At 64.4% G+C, this 24,668-nt stretch carries 23 protein-coding genes; all 23 read left to right on the forward strand.

What is annotated here, in order from left to right; genetic code table 11:
* Nucleotides 1-86: 86 nt before the first annotated feature.
* The 23 genes from bchF (at nucleotide 87) to FIU28_RS06150 (ending at nucleotide 24,664) form a co-directional block, all read left to right on the forward strand.
* A complete protein-coding gene (gene bchF, locus FIU28_RS06040; RefSeq protein ID WP_441351626.1) occupies nucleotides 87-752 on the forward strand; it encodes a 2-vinyl bacteriochlorophyllide hydratase in 666 nt (221 codons plus the stop codon).
* Entirely contained in the window at nucleotides 749-2,038 is a 1,290-nt protein-coding gene (locus FIU28_RS06045) for a ferredoxin:protochlorophyllide reductase (ATP-dependent) subunit N (RefSeq protein ID WP_143572106.1), read from the forward strand. The genes bchF and FIU28_RS06045 overlap by 4 nt, the downstream gene beginning before the upstream one ends.
* Nucleotide 2,039: 1 nt before the next feature.
* Entirely contained in the window at nucleotides 2,040-3,620 is a 1,581-nt protein-coding gene (bchB, locus tag FIU28_RS06050) for a ferredoxin:protochlorophyllide reductase (ATP-dependent) subunit B (protein ID WP_143572107.1), read from the forward strand.
* The gene (locus FIU28_RS06055) at nucleotides 3,592-7,311 is read left to right on the forward strand and encodes a magnesium chelatase subunit H (RefSeq protein WP_143572108.1); all 3,720 of its coding nucleotides are present in this window, start codon (nucleotides 3,592-3,594) and stop codon (nucleotides 7,309-7,311) included. The genes bchB and FIU28_RS06055 overlap by 29 nt, the downstream gene beginning before the upstream one ends.
* Nucleotides 7,308-8,237, forward strand: coding sequence for a ferredoxin:protochlorophyllide reductase (ATP-dependent) iron-sulfur ATP-binding protein (bchL, locus tag FIU28_RS06060; RefSeq protein WP_143572109.1), 930 nt, complete (start codon nucleotides 7,308-7,310; stop codon nucleotides 8,235-8,237). Before FIU28_RS06055 ends, bchL begins: the two co-directional genes overlap by 4 nt.
* 11 nt (nucleotides 8,238-8,248) lie before the next feature.
* Nucleotides 8,249-8,950, forward strand: a complete 702-nt coding sequence (bchM, locus tag FIU28_RS06065; protein ID WP_143572110.1) for a magnesium protoporphyrin IX methyltransferase — start codon at nucleotides 8,249-8,251, stop codon at nucleotides 8,948-8,950.
* On the forward strand, nucleotides 8,947-10,380 hold the full coding sequence (locus tag FIU28_RS06070; protein WP_143572111.1) for a BCD family MFS transporter: 1,434 nt from the start codon (nucleotides 8,947-8,949) through the stop codon (nucleotides 10,378-10,380). The genes bchM and FIU28_RS06070 overlap by 4 nt, the downstream gene beginning before the upstream one ends.
* Before the next feature lie 18 nt (nucleotides 10,381-10,398).
* Nucleotides 10,399-11,214: a photosynthetic reaction center subunit H gene (gene puhA / locus FIU28_RS06075; RefSeq protein ID WP_143572112.1), complete on the forward strand. Its 816-nt coding sequence runs from the start codon at nucleotides 10,399-10,401 to the stop codon at nucleotides 11,212-11,214.
* A complete protein-coding gene (gene puhB / locus FIU28_RS06080) occupies nucleotides 11,211-11,858 on the forward strand; it encodes a photosynthetic complex putative assembly protein PuhB (RefSeq protein WP_246660885.1) in 648 nt (215 codons plus the stop codon). Before puhA ends, puhB begins: the two co-directional genes overlap by 4 nt.
* Nucleotides 11,859-11,869: 11 nt before the next feature.
* On the forward strand, nucleotides 11,870-12,325 hold the full coding sequence (gene puhC / locus FIU28_RS06085; protein WP_143572113.1) for a photosynthetic complex assembly protein PuhC: 456 nt from the start codon (nucleotides 11,870-11,872) through the stop codon (nucleotides 12,323-12,325).
* Nucleotides 12,322-12,624: a hypothetical protein gene (locus tag FIU28_RS06090; protein ID WP_143572114.1), complete on the forward strand. Its 303-nt coding sequence runs from the start codon at nucleotides 12,322-12,324 to the stop codon at nucleotides 12,622-12,624. Before puhC ends, FIU28_RS06090 begins: the two co-directional genes overlap by 4 nt.
* On the forward strand, nucleotides 12,621-13,724 hold the full coding sequence (gene acsF, locus FIU28_RS06095; RefSeq protein ID WP_143572115.1) for a magnesium-protoporphyrin IX monomethyl ester (oxidative) cyclase: 1,104 nt from the start codon (nucleotides 12,621-12,623) through the stop codon (nucleotides 13,722-13,724). Before FIU28_RS06090 ends, acsF begins: the two co-directional genes overlap by 4 nt.
* Nucleotides 13,725-13,734: 10 nt before the next feature.
* Entirely contained in the window at nucleotides 13,735-14,718 is a 984-nt protein-coding gene (puhE, locus tag FIU28_RS06100; protein ID WP_143572116.1) for a putative photosynthetic complex assembly protein PuhE, read from the forward strand.
* A complete protein-coding gene (gene hemA, locus FIU28_RS06105; protein ID WP_143572117.1) occupies nucleotides 14,719-15,930 on the forward strand; it encodes a 5-aminolevulinate synthase in 1,212 nt (403 codons plus the stop codon).
* 461 nt (nucleotides 15,931-16,391) lie between these two features.
* Nucleotides 16,392-17,141, forward strand: coding sequence for a GntR family transcriptional regulator (locus FIU28_RS06110; RefSeq protein ID WP_143572118.1), 750 nt, complete (start codon nucleotides 16,392-16,394; stop codon nucleotides 17,139-17,141).
* On the forward strand, nucleotides 17,138-17,887 hold the full coding sequence (locus FIU28_RS06115) for an ABC transporter ATP-binding protein (protein WP_143572119.1): 750 nt from the start codon (nucleotides 17,138-17,140) through the stop codon (nucleotides 17,885-17,887). Before FIU28_RS06110 ends, FIU28_RS06115 begins: the two co-directional genes overlap by 4 nt.
* Before the next feature lie 95 nt (nucleotides 17,888-17,982).
* Nucleotides 17,983-18,720 (forward strand): ABC transporter permease, encoded by a 738-nt coding sequence (locus tag FIU28_RS06120; protein ID WP_246660886.1) that lies wholly within the window; start codon nucleotides 17,983-17,985, stop codon nucleotides 18,718-18,720.
* 40 nt (nucleotides 18,721-18,760) lie between these two features.
* Complete coding sequence (locus tag FIU28_RS06125; protein ID WP_143572121.1) at nucleotides 18,761-19,741, forward strand: ABC transporter substrate-binding protein; 981 nt, start codon at nucleotides 18,761-18,763, stop codon at nucleotides 19,739-19,741.
* Nucleotides 19,742-19,820: 79 nt separating this feature from the next.
* Nucleotides 19,821-20,837, forward strand: a complete 1,017-nt coding sequence (locus FIU28_RS06130; protein ID WP_143572122.1) for a zinc-binding dehydrogenase — start codon at nucleotides 19,821-19,823, stop codon at nucleotides 20,835-20,837.
* 14 nt (nucleotides 20,838-20,851) lie between these two features.
* On the forward strand, nucleotides 20,852-21,268 hold the full coding sequence (locus tag FIU28_RS06135) for a PaaI family thioesterase (RefSeq protein ID WP_143572123.1): 417 nt from the start codon (nucleotides 20,852-20,854) through the stop codon (nucleotides 21,266-21,268).
* Between the two features lie 11 nt (nucleotides 21,269-21,279).
* Nucleotides 21,280-22,056 carry a VOC family protein gene (locus FIU28_RS06140; protein WP_246660887.1) on the forward strand — a complete coding sequence of 259 codons (777 nt, stop codon included), beginning with the start codon at nucleotides 21,280-21,282 and terminating at the stop codon, nucleotides 22,054-22,056.
* The gene (locus FIU28_RS06145; protein ID WP_143572124.1) at nucleotides 22,056-23,582 is read left to right on the forward strand and encodes a class I adenylate-forming enzyme family protein; all 1,527 of its coding nucleotides are present in this window, start codon (nucleotides 22,056-22,058) and stop codon (nucleotides 23,580-23,582) included. The genes FIU28_RS06140 and FIU28_RS06145 overlap by 1 nt, the downstream gene beginning before the upstream one ends.
* Nucleotides 23,579-24,664, forward strand: a complete 1,086-nt coding sequence (locus tag FIU28_RS06150) for a PLP-dependent cysteine synthase family protein (protein ID WP_143572125.1) — start codon at nucleotides 23,579-23,581, stop codon at nucleotides 24,662-24,664. The genes FIU28_RS06145 and FIU28_RS06150 overlap by 4 nt, the downstream gene beginning before the upstream one ends.
* Nucleotides 24,665-24,668 lie beyond the last annotated feature (4 nt).

Raw genomic sequence — 24,668 nt, forward strand, 5'->3', positions numbered from 1 at the left:
AGTCTAATTTACGTATCGACTAGTTGACAGTTCTGAAAACCGAGCCTAGCCTTTCCGTATCAAGGCCGCACATAGGGAGTGGAGCGGTGTACGGTTCAAAGTCCTTCAAGGAAGCCCTTCCCTCGCACAACGAGCAGTTGTCGCTCAGGGACGGTGGTATTCCCCGGAGAACATCGCACCACCACGAAGCTGGACTGTCAATTGATCTTTACAGTGCGGCGCATGAAACCGTCGCTGCGGATGCTAAGGGACTCAGATCCCAAACCCGACGCCCGCCGCTTTACACGCCAGAACAACGCCTGCGCCGCGACGCCAGCCCGTGGACGCTGGTGCAGGGCGTGCTGGCCCCGGTACAATTTCTCGTCTTTCTCGTCAGCCTCGCTTTTGTCGTCCGTTGCCTGATTACCGGCGACGGCTATGCGCTGACGACCGCGTCGGTCGTGCTGAAGACGTTGACGCTCTACGCGATCATGATCACCGGTGCGATCTGGGAACGCGAGGTGTTCGGCTGCTATCTGTTCGCCCCCGCCTTTTACTGGGAGGACGTGTTCAGCTTCCTCGTTCTGGCGCTGCACACCGCCTATCTGGGTGCGGTGCTGATCGGCCTCGGTGATCCCCGGCAGCAAATGCTGCTCGCCCTTGCGGCTTATGCCACCTACGTCGTCAACGCCACGCAGTTCGTGCTGAAGCTGCGTGCAGCCAGGCTTGACGAACGAGCGGCGTCGACGACCGCCGAAGGGAGCCGCGCATGACCGTGCATATTCCGAATTGTGCCGTCAGTGCTGCCGCGGAGATGACGCAGCGACCGGTGCGTCGCGAAAGCGGGCAGCGCGAAGTATTCTGTGGGCTGACGGGCATCGTCTGGCTGCACCGCAAGATTCAGGACGCTTTCTTTCTTGTCGTGGGTTCGCGCACCTGCGCGCATCTGATCCAGTCGGCCGCCGGCGTGATGATTTTCGCGGAGCCGCGCTTTGCCACCGCGATCATGGAAGAGAAGGATCTGGCCGGGCTGACCGATGCCAATGACGAGCTGGACCGGATCGTCACCCAGCTGATCGCCCGGCGGCCGGATATCCGCCTGTTGTTCCTGGTCGGCTCCTGCCCGTCGGAAGTGATCAAGCTCGACCTGTCGCGGGCAGCGTTGCGGCTGTCGCAGCGTTTGTTGCCGGGCGTGCGCGTGCTGCAGTACTCCGGCAGCGGAATCGAGACGACATTCACGCAGGGCGAGGATGCCTGTCTCGCCTCGCTCGTCCCCACACTCCCCCGCGCGCGGACGAGCGAGGACACTCTTATGGTCGTCGGCGCGCTGGCCGACGTGGTCGAAGACCAGTTTACGCGGATGTTCGAGGCGCTCGGCATCGGCCCGGTGCGCTTTCTGCCGTCGCGCGATTCGCTGTCGATGCCCGGCGTCGGCCCGAGCACGAAATTCCTGCTGGCACAGCCGTTCCTCGCGGACACGGCGCGGGCGCTCGAAGAGCGCGGTGCCACGCGGATCGCGGCGCCGTTCCCGCTCGGCGTCGATGGTACCACCGCATGGCTGTGGGCCGCGGCGCAGGCCTTTGGTATCTCCCGCGGCGTGTTCGATGCGGTGACGCAGACCTCGCGCGACCGCGCCGAGCGCGCGCTGTCCCGCTACCGTGACGAACTGGGCGGACGCAGCATCTTCCTGTTTCCCGACTCGCAGCTCGAAATCCCGCTGGCGCGATTCCTGTCGCGCGAGCTGGGCATGAAGCTCGCCGAGGTCGGCACGCCCTATTTGCACCGCGAGCATATGGCGGAAGAACTGCGGCTGCTGCCCGGCGACGTGGCGATCACCGAAGGACAGGATGTCGACCTGCAGCTCGATCGCTGCCGGGCGGCCAAGCCTGACATCGCGCTGTGCGGGCTTGGCCTCGCCAATCCGCTGGAGGCCGAGGGCATCACCACGAAATGGTCGATCGAGCTGGTGTTCACGCCGATCCAGGGCTTCGAGCAGGCCGCCGACCTTGCCGAATTGTTTGCGCGGCCGCTGCTGCGCCGATCGCGATTGGTGGCCTGACATGCAATTGACTGTCTGGACATATGAAGGACCTCCCCATGTCGGCGCGATGCGTATAGCGACCGGGATGCAAGGCCTGCATTACGTGCTGCACGCGCCGCAGGGCGACACCTATGCGGATCTGCTGTTCACCATGATCGAGCGCCGCGACCGCCGCCCGCCGGTCACCTACACGACGTTTGCGGCGCGCGATCTCGGCGGCGACACCGCCGAATTGTTCAAGAACGCCGCCAGGAATGCCTATGACCGCTTCCAGCCGCAGGCGATGATCGTCGGCGCGTCCTGCACGGGCTCGCTGATCCAGGATGATCCCGGCGGTCTGGCGCGGGCGTTGAACCTGCCGATCCCGGTCGTGACGGTCGATCTGCCGGCCTATCAGCGCAAGGAAAACTGGGGTGCCGCGGAGACGTTCTATCAGCTGGTCCGTGCGCTGGCGGGACCCTCGGCGCCGCCACCCGGCACGCCGCGTGTCCGCACCGCTGGCCGGCGGCCCAGCTGCAATCTGCTGGGCGCCACCGCGCTCGGTTTCCGCCATCGCGACGACGTGACTGAAATCACCGCGTTGCTCGGCCGGCTCGGCATCGACATCAACGTGGCCGCGCCGATGGGCGCCACCCCGGCCGATCTGGCGCGGCTCGGCGACGCCGATTTCAACGTGGTGCTGTATCCGGAGATCGCGGGGCAAGCCGCTTCCTGGCTGCAGCGCATCTTCGGCCAGCCGTTCAGCAAGACCGTTCCGATCGGCGTCACCGCCACGCGCAACTTCATTGCCGAAGTGGCACATATGGCCGGCGTCGATCCCGCGCCGGCACTCAATGCGTCGTCATCGCGGCTGCCCTGGTATTCGCGCTCGGTGGATTCGACCTATCTGACCGGTAAGCGCGTCTTCATCTTTGGCGATGCCACCCACGCCGTCGCCGCAGCGCGCATTGCGTCCGACGAACTCGGCTTCAAGGTGGTCGGGCTCGGCACCTACGCCCGCGAATTCGGCCGCGAGATTCGCGAGGCCGCCAAGCTGTACGACGTCGAACCGTTGATTACCGACGACTATCTCGAAGTCGAAGCCCAGGTTGCCAAGCTGCAGCCGGAGTTGGTGCTCGGCACGCAGATGGAGCGCCACATCGCGAAGCGGCTGGGCATTCCCTGCGCGGTGATCTCGGCGCCCGTCCATGTGCAGGATTTCCCGGCGCGCTACGCCCCGCAGATGGGCTTCGAAGGCGCCAATGTGATCTTCGATACGTGGGTCCATCCGCTGATGATGGGCCTCGAAGAACATCTGCTGGCGATGTTCAAGGATGATTTCGAGTTTCAGGACGGGGCGTTGCCGTCGCATCTCGGCCGCGGCCATGCCGCACCACCCGCGGAGGCTCCGGTCGTCGCTGCAGCAGCGGTCGCGCCGCAGCCGGCGTCGGAGAGTGCCGCGGTATGGGGTGCCGAGGCCGAGAAAGAGCTGCACAAGATCCCGTTTTTCGTGCGCGGCAAGGCTCGCCGCAACACCGAACGCTTTGCCAATGAAAATGGCGTAACCACCATCACCGTCGAGACCTTGTACGATGCAAAAGCGCATTACGCCCGTTCTTGAGACGCCGGTCCGCGTCGTCATCGTGACCATGGACAGCCATTTGTCCGGTGCGGCGGCGCGTGCTTCCAAGGTGTTGCAGCGCGAGTTCCCCGGACTCGACCTTGCGGTCCATGCCGCGGACGAATGGGGCAGCAACGACGCGGCATTGGCGCGCTGTCATGCCGACATCGCGCGCGGCGACATCGTCATTGCCACCATGCTGTTCCTTGACGATCACGTCCGCGCGGTGATGCCGGCGCTGGCCGCACGCCGCGATGGCTGCGACGCGATGATCGGCTGCATGTCGGCGTCCGAGGTGGTGAAGCTGAGCCGGGTCGGCAAGTTCGATATGTCCGGCGAATCGATGGGCGTGATCGGCTGGCTGAAGAAGCTGCGCGGCAAGCGCGACGGCAAGCCCGCCGGCGGCAAGGGCGAGATGGCGATGCTGCGCCGGCTGCCGAAAATCCTGCGCTTCATCCCCGGCACCGCGCAGGACATGCGCGCTTATTTCCTGACGCTGCAATACTGGCTGGCGGGATCGGAGCAGAACATCGCCAACATGGTCCGCCTGCTGGTGGACCGCTATGCCGACGGCCCGCGCCGCGCGCTGCGCGGCATCGCCAAGCCCGCGGCCCCGGTCGATTATGCCGATATCGGCGTCTACCATCCGCGCATGGCGGCGCGGATCTCGGACAGTGCCGACCAGCTGCCGGAGCTTGCCCAGGCACGCGGCACGGTCGGCGTCTTGATGCTGCGCTCTTATCTGCTGGCAGGAAATTCCGGCCATTATGACGGCGTCATTGCCGCCTTCGAGGCGAAGGGGCTACGCGTGATCCCGGCCTTTGCCAGCGGTCTCGACCAGCGCCCGGCGATCGAGCGCTTCTTCATGAAGGATGGCCGCAGCCGCGTCGATGCCGTGGTGTCGCTAACCGGTTTCTCGCTGGTCGGCGGTCCCGCCTATAATGACGCGAAGGCCGCCGAGGACATTCTCGCGACGCTCGACGTGCCCTATCTGTCGGCGCATCCGGTGGAATTCCAGACGCTGGAGCAGTGGGGCGCGTCCGACCGCGGGTTGATGCCGGTGGAGAGCACCATCATGGTGGCGATCCCCGAACTCGACGGCGCGGCCGGGCCGATGGTCTATGGCGGGCGTTCCGACGGCGCCGGCGCGCCGTGCACCGGCTGCGATAGGCACTGTGTGTTCGAGCGCGCCGCGATCGGCGGCAACATGCATGTCTGCGCCGAGCGGGCGCAGATGCTGGCGTCGCGCACGCTGCGGCTGGTCGAGTTGCGCCGCGCCGCCCGCGCCGAGCGCAAGGTGGCGATCGTGCTGTTTAACTTCCCGCCGAACGCCGGCAACACCGGCACGGCGGCATTCCTGTCGGTGTTCGAATCCCTGCAGCGGACGCTGCAGGCAATGGCGCGCGAAGGCTATCAGGTCGAGGTGCCGGCCTCCGTCGACGAACTGCGCGAGCGCATTGTCGTCGGCAATGCCGGACGCTTCGGGGCTGATGCCAACGTGCATGCGCGCATTGCCGCCGGCGATCACGTCACCCGCGAAAAATATCTGCGCGACATCGAGGCGCAATGGGGACCGGCGCCCGGCCGGCAGCAGAGCGACGGCAGTTCGATCTTCGTGCTGGGCGAGCGGTTCGGCAACGTCTTCGTCGGGATCCAGCCGGCCTTCGGCTACGAAGGCGATCCGATGCGGCTGTTGTTCGAGAAGGGATTTGCGCCGACGCACGCCTTCTCGGCGTTCTATCGCTGGCTGCGCGAGGATTTTGGCGCCCATGCCGTACTGCATTTCGGCACCCATGGCGCGCTCGAGTTCATGCCGGGCAAGCAGGCCGGAATGTCCGCCGCCTGCTGGCCGGACCGCATGATCGCCGACCTGCCCAACATCTATCTCTATGCCTCGAACAATCCGTCCGAAGGCACGATCGCCAAGCGCCGCTCCGCCGCAACCCTGATCAGCTATCTGACGCCGCCGGTCGCGCATGCCGGACTGTACAAGGGGCTGCTCGAGCTGAAGGCTTCGATCGAACGCTGGCGCGGTTGCTCGCCGGAGGACGAGGGAGAAACCATCAACCTCGCGATCATGATCCAGATGCAAGCCAGCGCGCTTGAACTCGCCGAGGCCAGCCCGGCCTGGGGCAGCAGCGCAGAGAAGGCCATCGCGGCGCTGTCCGAGGCGGTGCTGGAACTCGAATATACCTTGATCCCGCACGGCCTGCATGTGGTCGGCGAGACGCCCTCGGTCGAGCAGCGCATCGAGATGCTGCAGGCGGTAGCCGATGCCTCGCATGGCGTCCGGCCGGACCGCGCTCTGTTCGAGGCGGTGGTGCGCGGCGAAAAGCTGGCCGATCTTGCGGACGATGTACTGGTCGAGCAACTCGCGATGATCGATCGCCTGATCGCCGAGGACCACGAACTGCCGGGTATTCTGCATGCGCTCGATGGCGGCTTCATCCGGCCTACGCCCGGCGGCGACGTGCTGCGCACGCCGGCCATTCTGCCGACCGGGCGCAATGTGCACGGCTTCGATCCGTTCCGCATTCCCAGCGCCTTTGCCGTGCAGGACGGTGCCGCGCAGGCGGCCCGCCTGATCGATCGCCATGTCGCCGACGGCAACGCACTGCCGGAATCGGTGGCAATCGTGTTGTGGGGCACCGACAACCTGAAGAACGAGGGCGCGCCGATCGCGCAGGCTCTGGCCTTGCTCGGCGCCCGGCCGCGCTTCGACAGCTATGGGCGCCTGAGCGGCGCCGAACTGGTCCCTCTGGCCGAAATGACGCGGCCGCGGATCGACGTCATCGTCACGATGTCCGGCATCTTCCGCGATCTGTTGCCGCTGCAGATCAAGCTGCTGGCCGAAGCCTGCTTCCTGGCGGCATCGGCCGACGAGCCGCTCGAACAGAACTTCGTTCGCAAGCACGCGCTGGCCTATCAGGCCGAGCATGGCGGCGACATGGAGACAGCGTCGCTGCGGGTGTTCGGCAATGCCGATGGCGCCTATGGCTCCAACGTCAACCATCTGGTCGAAAACGGCCGCTGGGACGACGAGGACGAACTCGCCGAGACCTATACCCGTCGCAAGAGTTTTGCCTATGGTCTGAAAGGCCAGCCGGTGCAGCAGACGGCGCTATTGAACAATGCGCTGGCCACCGTCGATCTGGCCTATCAGAACCTCGATTCAGTCGAACTCGGTGTCACCACCGTCGATCATTATTTCGACACGCTGGGCGGCATCAGCCGCGCCGTGAAGCGCGCCAAGGGCGGCGAGGCCGCACGTGTCTATATCGGCGACCAGACCCGCGGCGCAGGCACGGTGCGGACGCTGTCGGAACAGGTGGCTCTGGAAACCCGCACGAGGATGCTCAATCCCAAATGGTACGAGGGCATGCTCAAGCATGGCTATGAGGGCGTACGCCAGATCGAGGAGCACGTCACCAACACCATGGGCTGGTCGGCCACCACAGGCGAAGTGCAGCCCTGGGTGTATCGCCAGCTCACCGAGACCTTTGTGCTTGATCCCGAAATGCGCGAGCGGCTCGCCGCACTCAATCCTGTGGCGTCCGCCAAAGTAGCCAACCGCCTGATCGAAGCGCACGAGCGTAACTACTGGACGCCCGATCCCGAAATGCTCGACGTGCTGCGCCGGGCTGGGGAAGAACTCGAAGACCGCCTTGAAGGCGTGGGAGTTGCCGCATGAACATCCAGACCCCTCCATCAGCGTTGGAAGGCCACCTCAGGCTGAAGAGCGCCTCGCGCTGCGGCGACGGCGAAGGCAGCGTGCAGGTGCAGCTCGATCCCGCCCTGAAGATCGGCACCGCCAAGGTTTTCTCGGTGTACGGCAAGGGCGGCATCGGCAAGAGCACGACGTCGTCGAACCTGTCGGTTGCGTTCTCCAAGCTCGGCAAGCGCGTGCTGCAGATCGGCTGCGATCCCAAACATGACTCCACCTTCACGCTGACCAAGCGTCTGGTGCCCACGGTGATCGATGTGCTGGAATCCGTGAACTTCCACGCCGAGGAATTGCGGCCGGAAGATTTTGTTTTCGAAGGCTACAATGGCGTGATGTGCCTGGAGGCGGGCGGGCCGCCGGCCGGCACCGGCTGCGGCGGCTATGTGGTCGGGCAGACCGTCAAGCTCCTCAAGGAACATCACCTGCTCGAAGACACTGACGTGGTGATCTTCGACGTGCTGGGCGACGTCGTCTGCGGCGGCTTTGCGGCGCCGCTGCAGCATTCCGACCGCGCGCTGATCGTGGCGGCGAATGATTTCGACTCGATCTTCGCGATGAACCGGATCGTGGCTGCGATCGAGGCCAAATCGAAGAATTACGGCGTGCGGCTCGGCGGCGTGATCGCCAACCGCAGCCGCGACACCGACCAGATCGACAAATACGCCGAACGCGCCGGGCTGAACCGCGTCGCGCATTTCCCCGATCTCGACATCATCCGCAAGAGCCGCCTGAAGAAGTCGACGCTGTTCGAGATGGACGAGACGCCGGAATTGAAGGCCGTCACCGACGAATACATGCGCCTCGCCACCGAATTGTGGGAGGGCAAGGTGGTGCCGACATCCGGAAAATCGATGAAGGACCGCGACATTTTCGATCTGCTTGGCTTTGATTGAGGGATCCCGCCATGAACGCCGCCAGCTATCTCGAACGACGCGTTGAGCTGCAGACCTATTTCGACCGCACCGCCGTCGAGGCCTGGGAGCGGCTGACGTCGGACGCGCCGGTCGGCCGTATCCGCGCCACCGTGCGCGCCGGTCGCGACGAGATGCGCAATACGCTGCTGTCGTGGCTGCCTGAAAATCTCAGCGGCGCGCGGCTGCTCGATGCCGGCTGCGGCACCGGCGCGCTGTCGATCGAGGCAGCTAGGCGCGGCGCGAAGGTGGTAGCGGTCGACCTGTCGCCGACACTGGTGGGCGTCGCGCAACAGCGGATGCCGTCCGATATCGATCCGTCGTCGATCGATTTCCGCTCCGGTGACATGCTCGACGCCAGGCTCGGCCGGTTCGACTTCGTCGTCGCGATGGATTCGCTGATCCATTACTACGCTGCCGACATCTGCCGTATCATGGCCGGCCTTGCCGCGCGCACCGATGCGGCGATGCTGGTGACGTTCGCGCCGAAGACGCCGGTGCTCACCGTCCTGCACGCGGTCGGCCGGCTGTTTCCGCGAGGCGACCGCGCGCCGGCGATCGAACCCGTGGCATCGCAAAAACTGCTCGATCTGCTGGAACGCGAACAGGGGCTGGAGCGCTGGACTTCCTCACGCAGCCGCCGCATCGCTAGTGGCTTCTATACTTCGCAGGCGCTGGAGATGGTCCAACGATGAACCCGATCAACGCGACATTGGCCAAAGGCTGGATGAAGCTCGGTACGCGCTTCCTTCCGTTCGCCGATGCGGCGACCGCCGAGCTGCCGCTCGGCCGGCTGCTGCGGCTGTCGTTGTTCCAGGTCTCGGTCGGCATTTCCATCGTACTGCTGAATGGCACGCTGAACCGGGTGATGATCGTCGAGCTCGATGTCCCAGCCTGGATGGTGTCGCTGATGGTGTCGCTACCGCTGGTGTTCGCGCCGTTCCGCGTGTTGATCGGCTATCGCTCGGACAATCACCGCTCGGTGCTGGGTTGGCGCCGGGTGCCGTATATCTGGATGGGCTCGCTATTGCAGTTCGGCGGTTTTGCGATGCTGCCGTTTGCGCTGCTGGTGCTGTCCGGCACCGGTGAATATCCCGCGGTGTATGGCCAGTTCGGCGCCGCTTTGGCGTTTCTGATGGTGGGCGCCGGCATGCATACCGTGCAGACCGCGGGCCTGGCGCTCGCCACCGATCTGGCGCCGGAGCAGGCGCGACCGCGCGTGGTGGCGTTTCTCTATGTGATGCTGCTGATCGGCATGGCCGGCAGTTCGCTGCTGTTCAGCGAGTTGCTGCGTCAGTTCAGCGAGATCAAACTCATCCAGGTGATCCAGGGCGTCGCCGTCACGCAATTGGTACTCAACATCCTGGCGCTGTGGAAGCAGGAGGCGCGCAATCCGGCGCTGACCTCGGCGACCCGCGCGCGCCCGGCATTCCAGCAATCTTGGGCCAGATTCCGCAGCTCCGGCGGATCGGTGCGGGTGCTGGTGGCGCTGGCGCTGGGCACCGCGGCCTTCTCGATGCAGGACATCCTGCTGGAGCCCTTCGGCGCCGAAGTGCTGAAGCTCACGGTGGGTCAGACCACGGCGCTGACCGCGTTCTTTGCCGTCGGCACGCTCGCCGGCTTCGGCCTGGCGGCGCGCACGCTCGGGCGCAATGCCGATCCGTATCGCGTGGCCGGGTTCGGCGCGGTGGCCGGGGTGTTCGCCTTTGCCGCGGTGATCTTCTCGGCGCCCTTGAATTCGGTGGTCCTGTTCCGCATCGGCACCGCGCTGATCGGGTTCGGCGGCGGCCTGTTCGCGGCGGGCACGCTGACCGCGGCGATGGGGCTGGCGCGCGACGGCGAGAGCGGGCTGGCGCTCGGCACCTGGGGCGCGGTGCAGGCGACCGCAGCGGGCTGCGGCATCGCGCTCGGCGGCGGCATCCGCGACGTTGTGTCGTCGCTGGCTTCGAACGGCGTGCTTGGCCGCGCGCTCACCGATCCTGCGGTCGGCTACAGCGTCGTCTATCACCTCGAAATTGCATTGTTGTTTGCCACTCTGGTCGCGATCGGCCCTCTCGTCCGCACCGCGAATGTCGTGCCAACGCGATCTTCCACCCAATTCGGCCTCGCCGAATTTCCCAGTTAGCAAGAAAGGAGCCGTGCCATGCAGGGCGATTCATACTTGGACGTAGCACAGGTCACGCTTTACGTATTCTGGGTGTTCTTCCTGGGCCTGATACTGTATCTGCGCCGCGAAGATAAGCGGGAAGGGTATCCGTTGGTATCCGATACCGGGCGTGGCCGTCCGGTGCACGGCTTCTTTCCGCAGGAGCCGGATCCGAAGAGCTATCTGCTTCGCACAGGCCACGTCGCGGTGCTACCAAACCACGGCAATGACCGCCCGGACGTAGCCAGCGCGCAGGCAACGCCGTGGCCCGGCTCTCCCTTCGCGCCCACCGGCAATGCGATGCTCGACGGCGTCGGGCCGGGCTCCTGGGCCAACCGGGAGGACGTGCCCGAATTCACGATGGACAATATCCCGGCCATCGCGCCGCTGCGGCTGACGCCGGCGACCTCGCTGGAAGCCCGCGACGCCGATCCGCGCGGGATGAAAGTAATCGGCTGCGATCGCGAGGTCGGGGGCGTCGTGGTCGATGTCTGGATCGATCGCGCCGAATTGCTGGTGCGTTACCTCGAGGTCGAAGTGCCCGGCAAGCCGGCTGGCCCGGTCGCCGTCAGGTCTGATGGCGTCGTCGCAGCATCGACGTCGAAGCGCGTGCTGTTGCCGATGCCGTTCTGCCTGATCAACAAGCCGAGCGGCTATGTCAGCGTCCATGCGATTCTCGGCCACCAGTTTGCCGACGTTCCGGTGACGGCGCATCCCGACCAGGTCACCAAGCGCGAGGAAGACCGCATCGCTGGTTACTATGGCGGCGGCCTGCTCTACGCCACCCCGGCACGACAGGAGCCCTTGCTGTGAAACACGATATGAACCAGTCCAAGGACCTGCAGGTGCAGCTGCCGGCGGATGAGCGGCTGATCTGGTGCGGCAAGCCCGGCGTGCACGGGCTGGCGTGGCGCGCTTTTCATGTCCGCGATCTGCCGCTGTATTTCGGCGCCTTTCTGGTGTGGCGGCTGTGGACTTTGCAGGCCCGCGGCGCGCCGCTGGCCGACTATGCCTGGGCGACTGTCGTGACCGTCGGGCCGGCGCTGCTCTGTGCGCTGGTGCTGTACGGCCTGGCCTGGCTGTTCGCCCGCGCCGCGACCTATACCATCACCAGCAAGCGCGTGTTGCTGCATTTCGGCGTGGCGCTGCCGATGACGCTGAATATCCCGCTCGGCAAGATCGAGGGCGCCGCGCTGAAGACCTATCGCGATGGCTCCGGCGACATTCCACTGCGGCTGGTCGACGAACGCGTCTCGCATTTGCTGCTGTGGCCGTTCGTGCGGCCGTGGAAACTGATCGTCTCCGAGCCGATGCTGCGCGCGGTGCCGGATGCCGCCACGGTCGCGGCCCGGCTCAACGAGGCGCTCACCGGGCATCCGGGTCCGCTGGTGACGGCTGCGGCGAGCCGCGTGGCGGCGCCGAACGACATGCCGAACGCCGCCAGTGCTGCGGCTTGAAGGAGGACGTCATGAGCCAAGCTTTGCACGAGCCCCTGATTGCGAAAGGCGGGATACTCGCAGGCTGTGGCCTCGTGCTGTTCGCGCTCGTCACGGTCACCACCTCACGCCTCACCGGCGTAGGCGAAGTCCGCATGACCGTTCCCGCCGCCGTGGAGAGCCTTGACCTGAATTTCATGGACGGGCAGGGCGGTGCGGTCCTCGTGCTAGATCACCGTGACGGCCAGGTGATCGACACGCTCCCGCCAGGCAGCAACGGCTTCGTGCGCGTCGTGCTGCGCGGGCTTGCCCGGGAACGCAAGCTCGGCGACATCGGCCCGCAGCCGCCGTTCCGGCTCAGCCGCCACGCCAATGGCCAACTGACGCTGACTGATACCTCATCCGGTAAGAAGGTCGACCTCGACGCGTTCGGTGCCGCCAATGTCGGCGCCTTTGCGCGGCTGATGCAGGTGGGGGCGAAGACATGACCGGCCTGTGGCGCGCGCGACAATATATCGAGGTGCCTTGCACGGTGGAGATCGAGCAGACCTCCGAGACGCTGCATGCCCATGTGATCCTCGACGGCGATATCGAAATCGCGCCGGGCGATGCGGTGCAGGTCCATGACGCGCCGACCGGGGTAGCATTCGGCGAACGGCTGGTGGTGCGGCGCAGCGCCACGGTGGTGCGCGGCAACGCCTTCGACCGGCTGCGCGCCCGGATCGAAGGGTATCTCGAATTGACCGAACTTTACGAAGTCAGTTTCTCGGACGGGAGGGCATCATGATTCCCATGGAAGGCGGCGCTCAAGGCAGTCTGCGCACCGTCACGCGGCCAGGCATCAAGGGCAGTTCGGAAAGCCTCGACATCGCCCGGCAGGACACCATCCTCAGCCCGCGGTTCTACACCACGGATTTTGAGGCGATGGACCGGCTGGATGTCAGTCTGGTGCGCTCCGAATGGAACGCGATCATGGCCGAGTTGCGGGCAGATTATAACAAGGCGCATTTCACCAAGACCGACGAGTTCAAGAACGATCTCGACAGCCTGCCGCCGGAGCTGCGCCGCGAATTCAAGGATTTCCTGGTCAGTTCGCTGACCGCGGAGTTCTCCGGCTGCGTGCTGTATGCCGAAATCAAGAAGCGCATCAAGAACCCGGAAATCCAGGAACTGTTCGCGTTCATGAGCCGCGATGAAGCGCGCCATGCCGGCTTCATCAACGAGATCCTGAAGGATCACGGCATCGGCGTCGATCTTAGCTTTCTTACCAAGGTCAAGAAGTACACTTATTTCCGGCCGAAGTTCATCTTCTACGCCACCTATCTGTCGGAGAAGATCGGCTATGCCCGCTACATCACCATCTACCGGCAGATGGAGCGGCATCCGGAGCGGCAGTTTCATCCGATCTTCCGCTGGTTCGAATTGTGGTGCAATGACGAGTTCCGGCACGGCGAAGCCTTCGCGCTGCTGATGCGCGCCGACCCGAAATTGCTGCGGGGCCACAACAAGCTGTGGATCAAGTTCTTCCAGCTCGCGGTCTATGCCACCATGTATGTGCGCGACCATATGCGCCCGGCGTTCCATGAGGCGCTCGGCATGCAACCTACCGATTACGACATGCAGGTTTTCCGCATTACCTCGGAAATCTCCCGCCAGGTGTTTCCGGTGGTACTGGACATCGACAATCCGCATTTCCTCAAGGGCCTTGAGCGGCTGCGGGTGATCTCCGAAGCCATGGCCGACGCCAAGGCCCAGGGCGGGATGGTCTCGAAGCTGAAGCGGCTCGGGCTGAGTGCGGCGGCGGCGCTGGCTTTCGCCCGGCTATACCTGGTGCCTGCCAAGAAGAACGTGTTGCCCCGGCAGATATGTCTGCGTCCGGCGTGGTGAGGAAGCTGGCATGGGCTCCTATCTGACCCCACCTGTCTATGCAGCCTTTGTCTGGTGGTTCAGCACCGGAGCCGTTCTGTTGCTGGTCGGGCGCACGGCCTATGGCAGCGCGCTGAAGCTGGTATCGTCCGGCGCGCTGTTGCTGGCCGGATTATACGCCATCGCCGTCTCGGCAGACGACATCACGGCCGGGGGCGCCTATGCCGCCTTCACCGGGACGATCCTGCTATGGGGCGCGCAGGAGATCGCGTTTCTGGCGGGCTGGGTGACCGGGCCGCGGCCGCAACGCTGTCCCGCAGATGCCCGCGGCTGGCAGCGGCTCAGCCTCGCGTTGCAGGCGATCCTATATCACGAGGCGGCCCTGCTGGCATGCGGCGTCGCCATCCTGGCGCTGACCTCTGGTAGTGCCAATGCAACTGCGTTGTGGACCTTTGCCGCGCTATGGGTGCTCAGGCAGAGCGCGAAGATCAATTTGTTTCTGGGCGTTCCCGTCACCAATGACGAGTTGATGCCGGAGCCGGTCCAGTTCCTGAAAACCTATTTCGCGCGCAAGCCGGTCAGTCTGTTTTTTCCGCTGTCGGTGACGCTGGCAATCGCCGCGCTGGTGATCATGGTGCAGCGTCTGGTGGAGGTCGCCGCCACGCCGTTCGACATCGTCTCGCTGACGCTGGTATCGACACTGTTCGCGCTTGGCGTGATCGAGCACTGGTTCATGCTGCTGCCGCTGCCTGCCATCACCCTGTGGGGATGGGGTATGGGGCCGCAGGTTTCGGAGGACGTGATGGAGCAGGGTGGGGATATCAAGGACGACGTGGTACCGCCGCTCGCGGGAATTTCCAGTGCGAGCGACGCCGCGAAGCTGCGCTCGATCGGCGCGCGGCAGCGGCTGGAGGATGAGTTTCGCCAGCGCTTTCGCGAATTGCATCCGCGCCCCGATCTGGGCGCGGGTTTACGCGAGACCGAACCGGTCGCCACGATCAACGGGAGGACGTAGATGAATTACGAAAGCTTTTTCCGCCGCCAGCTCGATGGCCTGCATCGTGAAGGTCGCTACCGTATCTTTGCCGATCTGGAACGCCGCGCCGGCTCTTTCCCGCGCGCGATCCATCATCACCCGTCCGGCAAGGATGAGGTGACGGTGTGGTGCTCGAACGATTATCTCGGTATGGGGCAGCATCCGGCGGTGCTGGCTGCGATGCATGAGGCGCTCGACAGTTGCGGCGCCGGCGCCGGCGGCACCCGCAATATCGCCGGTACCAACCACTATCACGTGATGCTGGAGCAGGAGCTCGCCGACCTGCATGGCAAGGAAGCCGCCTTGCTGTTCACGTCCGGTTACGTTTCCAACATGGCGTCGCTGAGCACGCTGGCCTCGCGGATGCCGGGATGCGTCATCCTGTCGGATGCGCTCAATCACGCCTCGATGATCGAAGGCATTCGTCACTCCCGCGCCGAGACCCGGATCTTCGCCCATAGCGATCCGCGCGATCTGGAGCGCAAGCTGTCGGATCTCGATCCGAATGTGCCGAAGCTGGTCGCCTTCGAATCGGTCTATTCGATGGACGGCGACATCGCGCCGATCGGCGAACTGTGCGACGTCGCGGAGGCGCACAATGCGATGACCTATCTCGACGAGGTCCACGCCGTCGGTCTTTACGGCCCACGTGGCGGCGGCATCGCCGAACGCGAGGGGCTCAGTCATCGCCTCACGGTAATCGAGGGAACGCTGGCCAAGGCCTTCGGCGTCATCGGCGGCTATGTGGCAGCGTCGGTCACGGTTTGCGATTTCATCCGCAGCTTTGCCTCCGGCTTCATTTTCACAACCTCGCTGCCCCCTGCGGTGGCCGCCGGGGCGCTGACCAGCATCCGGCATCTGAAGGCGAGTTCGTGGGAACGCGACAGGCAGCAGGATCGCGTGGCGCGGCTGCGCGCGCGGCTCGACCAGGCCGGCGTCGCGCATCTCGACAATCCCAGCCACATCGTGCCGGTGATGGTCGGCGACCCCGTGCGCTGCAAGCAGATCAGCGACGTGCTGATCGACCGCTATGCCATCTATGTGCAGCCGATCAACTATCCCACGGTGCCGCGCGGCACCGAGCGGCTGCGGATCACGCCGTCGCCGCATCACACCGACGCCGATATCGAGCATCTGGTGCAGGCGCTGGCGGCGATCTGGGCGGAGATGGGGCTGGCGAAAGCGGCCTGACCGGGCGGCTGCGGCGCGGACATCGACCAGAGCGGGCAAGGCTGCCCGGTCGCCTCGGGCGGACCGATGGATCGGTCTGCCTGAGAAGCTTGCGCTTGCCGTCAGTGTGAGGAGCCCTTGCGGCGAAGCAATCAGGGTTACGGGGGCTGGCAGCTTTGGATTTCTTTCGCCGGTCTGATCGGGTAGGGAAGCCGCACCCATTTGCTTCCCTTGGATACCAGGCTTGCGGATTAACCCATCCATGCGCGGATCATCGGTATCGAGCGCTTAAGTCTGCCGCGTCGTATTCCTTGGACGCGGCGTATATGCTGGAAATCGCCCTGATATCGACCATCTCTGCCATTTTTTTCTCAACTAACTGACCGATAGAGAGAATTCATCTCCATACTGGCCAATCTTTGGTCTTGAGGGGCGCTCCCTGCGTCCGTAGGCTGCTCACAGTTAGTCGTGGGGTGGTCAGGATGTCCGGGCACAGTGATATCGATCAGGGAACGCTTGCGGTCCCCCATGCCACGTTGAAAGGCAATCAGGCCTACGACCTGCTACGCCGGGAGATCGTCTCCTGCCGCATCCTGCCCGGTACGCGATTTACCGAAGCCGAGCTGATGGATAAATTCGAGCTCGGCAAAGCCTCTTGCCGGATCGCCTTGCAGCGGCTGATCCAGGGCGGCTTCGTCTCTTCCATGCCCCGTCACGGCTACCGCGTGACGCCGATCACCGTCAAAGACGTCGATGAAGTGTTCGCGCTGCGCGTGGCGCTCGAGCCGATGGCGGCGCGCGCTGCGACCGGTCGGGTTGACCGGGCGCAGCTCGTCCGGCTCGAGCAGGCCTGCCGCGTTCGCATCCCCGTCGATATCGGCAACCAGATCGATTTCTTTCTCGAAGCCAACCGCAGCTTTCACATGGCGATTGCGGACGCCGCCGGCAATCAGCGTCTCAGCCGGACGCTGTCCGGGCTGCTCGATGAAATGACCCGCCTGGTGGCGCTCGGCTTCGGCGTGCAGCGCGTTCGCCCCAACATCGAGAACGACCATAATCTGCTGATCGAGCACCTCGTCTCTGGCGACGCGGACGCCGCCGAACTGGTGGCGCGCCGCCACGTCGAGACGTTTCGCGACATGGTGATCGAGAAAGTCATCGAAAGCCTGCGGGTCTCAGCCGTGCTGGTGCCGATCGGTCAAGGCGCCAACGCGGCAGGAGACGGCCGTTGAGCGTCGTTCGTCTGCAATGCGTCAGCAAATGCTTCATGCGCCGCGATGGCACGCAGCTCGAAGTTCTGCGTGACATCAATTTTGACGTGGAGCCGCGCTCGGTGACGGCGCTGGTCGGCGCGTCCGGATCGGGCAAGAGCACGTTGCTCAACATCATTGCCGGCCTGATCCCGCCGGATTTCGGCATCGTCTTCCTCAACGACGTGCGCTCGTCCGACTTCAAGGACTGGCGCTCGATGACCTATATGTTTCAGGAAGACCGGCTGTTTCCCTGGCGCACCACGGCGCAGAACGTCGGCTTCGGTCTCGAGGCTATGAACATCTCGCGCGCCGAGCGACGCGACCGGGTGCGGCAGACGCTCGAATTGGTCGGTCTGCAGGATTTCGCCGATGCCTATCCGCACGAGCTCTCCGGCGGCATGCGCAGCCGCGCCGCGCTCGGCCGCAGCCTGGTCACGGAGCCCACCATCCTGCTGATGGACGAGCCGTTCTCCAAGCTCGATCCCTCGATCCGGGAACAGATGCACCACGAGGTGCTGCGCATCGTGAACTTGCGCCAGATGACGGTGATCTTCGTCACCCATGACATGGAGGAAGCCGTGGTCCTGGCGGACAAGATCGTGGTGCTGCAGCCGAATCCGGGTCGCGTCCGCGAGACCCGCCCAATCGGCCTCGGCTACCCGCGCAATCCGCTGTCGCCCGACGTCGCCGAACAGGTGCGCCTGTTGCGCCTCGACCTCGCCTGAACTTCCGCACCTTTCCCGACATCCGGCCTACAGATCGATCCATGGCAGCCAGTCAAACTCAAATCACTCAGAATCGCAGATGGCGTCTAGTCGGGATGCGGCTGGCACTGATCGCCACTTTGCTGCTGATCTGGCAGATCGCCTCCATCGGCGTGCAGCCTTTCATTCTGCCATCGCCTGCGCGGGTCTGGCGGGCCTGGACCGGATTGGTCGCGTCGCCGTCATTCTGGTCGGATTTCGGCATCACGTTCTGGCGCATCATGGTGGGCTTCGCCTTCGCCGCCGTGATCGGCGGGGCGCTCGGCATAATTCTCGGCGCCAGCAAGTTCTTCGGCGATTTCTTCGAGCCGGTGCTGGTGGTGATCAACACGGTGTCGTCGTCGATCTGGGCGATCTTCGCGCTGATCTGGTTCGGTCTGTCGAACTGGAGCACGATCTTCGTGGTGTTCATGACCGCGATGCCGCTGATCCTGACCAATGTCTGGCAGGGCACCCGAACGGTGAATGTCGATTTCGTCGAACTGGCGCGCACCTTCCGGATGTCGAAGCGCCAGGTGCTGCTGAAGATCTACGTGCCGACCATTCTGCCGCTGTTCTTCGCCGGCGCGCGGCTGGCGTTCGGCTTCGGCGCCCGCGTCAGCATCGTGGCGGAAACGCTCGGCGCCTCGAGCGGCATAGGCTACCGGCTGCGCCAGGCCGCAGACCTCGTGCAGACCGATCAGGTGTTCGCCTGGACGCTGACGCTGGTCGGACTGATGATTTTCGTCGAAACGCTCGTGCTCAAGCCGCTGGAACGACGCCTGTTCTCGTGGCGGGAGCGTCCGTCCAGCTGAATTCTCCGCCGCCCCGTCAACATTCACACAGGAAGTGCACATGAAACGCATGAAGGCTCTCGCCACCGCGCTCGCGCTGTTTTCCGTCACGGCCGTTCCGGCGGAAGCCGCCAAGGTTCGCATCGGCTACTGGAGCTCGGGCATCAGCCTTGGATTCGGCGCGTATCTGGAAGCCGGCAAGTTCATGGAGAAGCGCGGCCTCGAGGTGGAATACGTCAAGTTCCCCGACGTCAACGCGCCGACCAAGGCGATGGCCGCCGACGCGATCGATTTTGCGATCGCCGCCAGCGCCGGCAGCGCGCTCAGCGTCCTCGCCGATGGCCTGCCGATGAGCATCATCCTGGCGACGCAGGTCGCCGAGCTCGACTTCGTGGTGCTGCAGGATTCGCCGATCGCATCAATGGCGGATCTGAAGGGCAAGAAGATCGGCATGTCGCCGGCGGGCAGCGCCACCGCGGCGATCGCCTCGGCCATCCTGATCAAGAATTACGGCATGAAGGACAGCGATTTCCAGGCGGTGCCCGGCAACGACCCGCGCGTCGCACAGTTTCTTGTGCAGAAGGACATCGATGCCGCCGCCCTGCGCACAGTCACGCTGGCGCTGTTGCCCGAGGTCAAGCTGAAGAAACTCAGCTCGTATCGTGACGAATGGAAAAAGATCACCGGCAAGGACGCGCCGCCGATCCTCGGCGTCGGCCTGATGCGCAATGTGTGGATGAAGGACAATCCGGCGGATGCCGCCAAGGTGGTGGCCGGCATGCGCGACGCCTATGAGGCCGGCAAGACCGACAAGGCCGGCGTCGCCAAGGCGCTGATGGCCGCGGGCAACATTCCGGAGCCCGAAGCCAAGGCCTATGCCGCCTTGTGGGACGGCATCTACACCGTCTCGATGGAGCCCGCCGATATCGAATCCTTCAAGGCCGAATTCGAGATCTTCAAGAGCATTGGCGTGGTCAAAGGAACGCTGCCCGCCACCGCGCTCGTAAGCGGCCCCTACGAAGGGTCGAAGTCCATCAAGTAATCCACCCTTTAAAGCCGTTCTGGTCTCCGCGGATCGATCCACGGAGACCAGCAATCCGAAAACACTGGAGGAAATCAGGATGCCCAAGACCATGAAAGCGCTATTGCTCAAGCAGCATGGCGACGTCGAGGATCTCGTCGTCGTCAACAACTATCCCGTGCCCGAAGCCAAGCCCGGCCAGGTCGTGATCCGCGTCGGTGCCTCGTCGTTCAACTATCACGACGTGTTCACCGTGAAGGGCATGCCCGGCATCAAGGTGCCGATGCCAGTGATCATCGGACTCGATATGGCGGGCGAGATCGTCGAACTCGGCGAAGGCGTCTCCGGCTGGAAGATCGGCGATCGCGTGCTGGTCAATCCGCTCAATCCCGGCGTCGGCCTGATGGGCGAAATGCTCGACGGCGGCATGGCCGAATATTGCGCCGTCACCGCGGGCCAGCTCATCATGATGCCGCCCGATGTCAGCTATGTCGATGCAGCGTCATTGCCTGTTGCCTATGGCACCGCGCATCGCATGCTGGTGACCCATAACACCGTCAAAAAGGGCGACAAGGTTCTCATCCTCGGCGCCAGCGGCGGCGTCGGCACCGGCTGCGTCATGCTGGCCAAGCAGATGGGCGCCGAAGTGATCGCCTGTGCGGGCTCCGACGACAAGATGGCGCGGCTCAAGGAGCTCGGCGCCGATCATGTAGTGAACTACCGCGACACGGATTTCTCGAAATGGGCGATCCAGCAATACGGCAAGCCGGAGCGTCGTGGCTATGGCGGCGGCGTCGACGTGGTCGTCAACTTCACCGGCGGCGACACCTGGGTGCCTTCGCTGAAATGCGTCAAGCGCGGCGGCACGATCCTGGTCTGCGGCGCCACCGCCGGCCACGATCCGAAGGAAGATTTGCGCTACATCTGGAGCTTCGAGCTCAAGGTGATTGGCTCCAACAGCTTCTACCATGAAGATCTCTCGGCGCTGATGGACATGATCCAGGCCGGCACGTTGAAGCCCGTCATCGACAAGGTGCTGCCGCTCGAACAGGCCTCCGAAGGCCTGCGCATGATCCGCGACCGCGAGGTCATGGGCAAGATCGTCGTTACTCCCTGAAGGAAAGCATCACCATGTCAGATACTCCCATGACCAAGGAACAGGTCGAAGCCGCCCTGCTGAAGGGGCCGTTTCACCAGTGGCTCGGCCTCACCTGCGAAGACGTCGGCGAGGGCACCATCCATCTGAAGGCCAAGTGGCGCCCGGAATGGGTCGTCAATGCCGCGGCCGGCTACACTCACGGCGGCATTCTGGCCACGCTGGTCGATCTCACGGCCGACTGGGCGCTGGTCTCAAAGACCGGCCGTGGCGTGCCGACGGTCGACCTGCGCGTCGACTATCACCGTGCGGCGATGCAGGGCGATCTCACTTGCGTCGGCAAGGTCATCAAGTTCGGCGGCACGCTCTGTGTCTCCGAAGCGCAGATCATGGATGCCGACGGCAAGCTGCTCGCCAGCGGCCGCGGCGTCTACATGATCCCGCAGAAGTAAAGGTAAACCCGGTGCCCGCGCTCGATCATGTCGTCATCAACACGCTGCGAAACATGGATGCTGCATCCGATGTCTTCTCAGCGCTCGGTTTCACTCTGACCCCGCGCGGGTACCACTCTCTCGGTTCCATCAATCATCTGATGATGACGAAGGGCGCCTATCTCGAACTGGTCGGTGTCCCCGAAACGGGACTGCAGCGACAGGACGTGCTGGACAGCCCGTTCGGGCTGAACGGCCTGGTGATCCGCACCGACAATGCGGACGCCACCTTTGCTCGGCTGATTGACACGGGCTTTTCAGCACAGAAGCCCGGCGAGTTTTCGCGTCCCGTCACGATCGACGGCGATACGCACGATGCGCGGTTTCGTACCGTGCGCTTTCCGCTGGAGACCTTCGCCGGCGGTCGGGTGTATTTCTGCCAGCATCTGACGCCTGAGCTGGTCTGGCGGCCGGAATGGCTCGGCCATCCCAATGGCTTCTGCGGCATCGACCGGTTCGTGATCGAGAGCCCGGATGCACGCGCGGACGTCCAGAATTACGCGGCGGCTTTCGACAGTCATGCCGAATGCTCGGTGTCCGGCTGGCAAGTGCCGCTCGCCGACGCCCAGATCGAGATCGTGAATGGCCCGACGCCCCGCTTCGCCACGGTGGAACTGTTGTTCGAGTCGCTCGACGACATCGAACGCCGCGCACAGGCGTTGAGCGACGTCGTCTGGCAGCGGAGCGGGGCGCGGGCGACGCTGTCGCTACCGGCCTTCGAACTCACACTCACCTGCCGGAGCCTTTGATGAACGTGCCTTCCAACCTCGGCGATTTCATCCGGCGAACGGACGAGCCCTCGCGTCCGTTGATCATTGGCGTCGGACCGGGGCAGGTCGAGCACGTCATGACGCGCGCCGCGCTCGACGAGATGGCGGACGCCTTTGCGCGCGGGTTGTTAAAGCGCGGCATCAAACGCGGCGAGCGCATCGCGATCCTCGCCGCGAACCGCCCGGACTTCGTCGCGCTGCTGCTCGGCGCGATGCGTGCCGGCGTAGTGCCGGTCCCGGTGAATTTCAAGTTTCCTGCGGCGACCATCGCGAACGTCATTGCCGATTGCGGTGCGCGTCTCGTGGTGCACGACGACGAGCGTCGCGCGGCCGTCGAACCCGAAAAATTTCCGGGCGTTGCCTTCGTCGCATTCGACGGGACAGGCGAGGGCGCCGTATCGTCGTGGCTCGATCCGGGCCCGTTCGTGCCGATCACGCCGCGACCGGACGAGCCTGCACTCAGTCTTTACACGTCCGGCTCGACCGGTCGCCCAAAAGGCGTGCTGCTGTCGCATGCCTCGCATCTGTGGGTGGCGGCGTTGCGCCGGCGCGAAGCCGATCTGCATGACGACCGCCTGCTGATCGCGGCCCCCCTGTATCACATGAACGCGCTGACGGTCTGCCTGATGTCGCTGGCATCGGGCGCCACGGCAATCCTGCTGCCGCAGTTTCAGGCCGTCGCTTACATCGAGGCGATCACGCGCTATCGTTGCACCTGGCTAACCGCGGTGCCGCCGATGATCGCCATGATGCTGCGCGAGAAGGACGCGCTGGCGAAGGCCGACCTCTCCGGCGTCCATACCGTGCGGATGGGCTCGGCGCCGGTGAACGACACGCTGGCGCGGCAGATCCGCGCGCTCTTGCCGAACGCCCGCATCATCAATTCCTACGGCACCACCGAAGGCGGTCCGATCGTGTTCGGAAATCATTCGGACGGCATCCCGCTTCCGACCGGCTCCGTTGGTTATCCGCATCCGGAAGTGGGCGTTCGCCTGGTCGGGCCGCATGGGCCCGAGAGCGGCGTGCTGCAGATGAAGAGTCCTGCCATCATGCTCGGCTATCACAACCGGCCGGACGTCAAATCGCCCATCACAGAAGACGGCTATTACGATACGTCCGACGTGTTCCGTCGCGACGACAACGGCTTCTACTATTTCGTCGGCCGCACCGACGATATGTTCGTCAGCGGCGGAGAGAACATCTTTCCGAGTGAAGTCGAGGAAGTGCTGGAGCAGCATCCCGACGTGGCACAGGCCAGCGTCGTGCCGGTGGATGACGACATCAAGGGCACCAAGCCAGTCGCCTTCGTGGTCCGCAAGCCGGGCTCATCGGTCGATGAGGACACCCTCAAGCAATACGTTCTGGCAAATGCGCCGGCCTATCAGCATCCGCGCCGCGTCTGGTTTCTCGACCATATGCTGCTCGCCACCACCAACAAGATCGATCGCGCGGGCCTGCGTGCGCGCGCCGAAGCTGAACTCAAGAAGACCTTAAACAGCCCATGAATGTCGTCTTTCCAAGACCTGGCCGGGTTCACGATCCGCGCTGGGTTGCACATGCCATCCATCTGATCGAGGTCGACATCAACCGGTCGGCTGACACCCATCTGATCCGGATCGAGCTGCCGCGCGTGTGGGGCATCGCGTTGTATCTGAAAGACGAGTGCAGCCATCCGACCGGCAGCCTCAAGCACCGGCTGGCGCGCTCGATGTTTCTCTACGCGCTGTGCAACAACTGGATCGGGCCGGACACCGTGATCGTCGAGGCGTCGTCGGGCTCCACGGCGATATCCGAGGCCTATTTCGCGCGCCTGCTCGGGCTGCGCCTGATCGCGGTGATGCCGCGTTCGACGTCGTCGGAGAAGATCGCCGCGATCGCCTTTCACGGCGGCGAGCCCTATCTGATCGATGGTCGCAACACATCGGAGACGGCCTGCCGGCTCGCCGCCGAACTGAACGGCCATTACATGGACCAGTTCACCTATGCCGAGCGCGCCACCGACTGGCGCGGTAACAACAACATCGCCGAATCCATCTTCGCGCAGATGGACAAGGAAGCCCACGCAGTGCCGAGCTGGATCGTGTGCGGCGCCCGCACCGGCGGCACCGCCGCGACGCTCGGCCGCTACATCCGCTATCGTAAGTACTCCACTCAACTGTGCGTCGCCGATCCGGAATCGCCGTTGTTTCACCAACATTTCGCCGACCGCACGGTCAGGCGCGTCGAGGCCTGTTGCAGCGTGATCGAGGGCATCGGCCGCACCCAGGTGGAGCCGTCTTTCATGACGGATCTGGTCGATCGGGTCGTCGTGGTGCCCGACGCCGAAAGCATCGCCGGCGCGCGCATGCTGAGTGCCATCATCGGCCGGCCCTGTGGCGGCTCGACGGGCACCAACATCTGCGCCGTCTTTGCGCTGATCCAGAAAATGATGGATAAGGGCGAGCGCGGCTCGATCGTGACGCTGTTGTGCGATTCCGGCGATCGCCATAAATCGACGCTGTATGATGATTCATGGCTCGCGTCGCAGGGGCTGGATATTGTCCCGATGACGCACCGGCTCGAAACCGTCTTCGGCGAAGCCCACTGACCGA

The sequence above is a fragment of the Tardiphaga sp. vice154 genome, assembly GCF_007018645.1.
In the GTDB taxonomy this organism is placed as follows: Bacteria; Pseudomonadota; Alphaproteobacteria; order Rhizobiales; family Xanthobacteraceae; genus Tardiphaga.

What these genes read in the sequence shown, in the direction of transcription:
- FIU28_RS06045 (WP_143572106.1), top strand. Translation starts at nt 749, where the DNA reads ATGACCGTGCATATTCCGAATTGTGCCGTCAGTGCTGCCGCGGAGATG.
- FIU28_RS06090 (WP_143572114.1), top strand. Translation starts at nt 12,322, where the DNA reads ATGACCGGCCTGTGGCGCGCGCGACAATATATCGAGGTGCCTTGCACG.
- acsF (WP_143572115.1), top strand. Translation starts at nt 12,621, where the DNA reads ATGATTCCCATGGAAGGCGGCGCTCAAGGCAGTCTGCGCACCGTCACG.
- puhA (WP_143572112.1), top strand. Translation starts at nt 10,399, where the DNA reads ATGCAGGGCGATTCATACTTGGACGTAGCACAGGTCACGCTTTACGTA.
- hemA (WP_143572117.1), top strand. Translation starts at nt 14,719, where the DNA reads ATGAATTACGAAAGCTTTTTCCGCCGCCAGCTCGATGGCCTGCATCGT.
- FIU28_RS06070 (WP_143572111.1), top strand. Translation starts at nt 8,947, where the DNA reads ATGAACCCGATCAACGCGACATTGGCCAAAGGCTGGATGAAGCTCGGT.
- FIU28_RS06125 (WP_143572121.1), top strand. Translation starts at nt 18,761, where the DNA reads ATGAAACGCATGAAGGCTCTCGCCACCGCGCTCGCGCTGTTTTCCGTC.
- FIU28_RS06145 (WP_143572124.1), top strand. Translation starts at nt 22,056, where the DNA reads ATGAACGTGCCTTCCAACCTCGGCGATTTCATCCGGCGAACGGACGAG.
- FIU28_RS06130 (WP_143572122.1), top strand. Translation starts at nt 19,821, where the DNA reads ATGCCCAAGACCATGAAAGCGCTATTGCTCAAGCAGCATGGCGACGTC.
- bchB (WP_143572107.1), top strand. Translation starts at nt 2,040, where the DNA reads ATGCAATTGACTGTCTGGACATATGAAGGACCTCCCCATGTCGGCGCG.
- FIU28_RS06055 (WP_143572108.1), top strand. Translation starts at nt 3,592, where the DNA reads ATGCAAAAGCGCATTACGCCCGTTCTTGAGACGCCGGTCCGCGTCGTC.
- FIU28_RS06135 (WP_143572123.1), top strand. Translation starts at nt 20,852, where the DNA reads ATGTCAGATACTCCCATGACCAAGGAACAGGTCGAAGCCGCCCTGCTG.
- FIU28_RS06120 (WP_246660886.1), top strand. Translation starts at nt 17,983, where the DNA reads ATGCGGCTGGCACTGATCGCCACTTTGCTGCTGATCTGGCAGATCGCC.
- puhC (WP_143572113.1), top strand. Translation starts at nt 11,870, where the DNA reads ATGAGCCAAGCTTTGCACGAGCCCCTGATTGCGAAAGGCGGGATACTC.
- FIU28_RS06150 (WP_143572125.1), top strand. Translation starts at nt 23,579, where the DNA reads ATGAATGTCGTCTTTCCAAGACCTGGCCGGGTTCACGATCCGCGCTGG.
- puhE (WP_143572116.1), top strand. Translation starts at nt 13,735, where the DNA reads ATGGGCTCCTATCTGACCCCACCTGTCTATGCAGCCTTTGTCTGGTGG.
- FIU28_RS06110 (WP_143572118.1), top strand. Translation starts at nt 16,392, where the DNA reads ATGTCCGGGCACAGTGATATCGATCAGGGAACGCTTGCGGTCCCCCAT.
- bchL (WP_143572109.1), top strand. Translation starts at nt 7,308, where the DNA reads ATGAACATCCAGACCCCTCCATCAGCGTTGGAAGGCCACCTCAGGCTG.
- bchM (WP_143572110.1), top strand. Translation starts at nt 8,249, where the DNA reads ATGAACGCCGCCAGCTATCTCGAACGACGCGTTGAGCTGCAGACCTAT.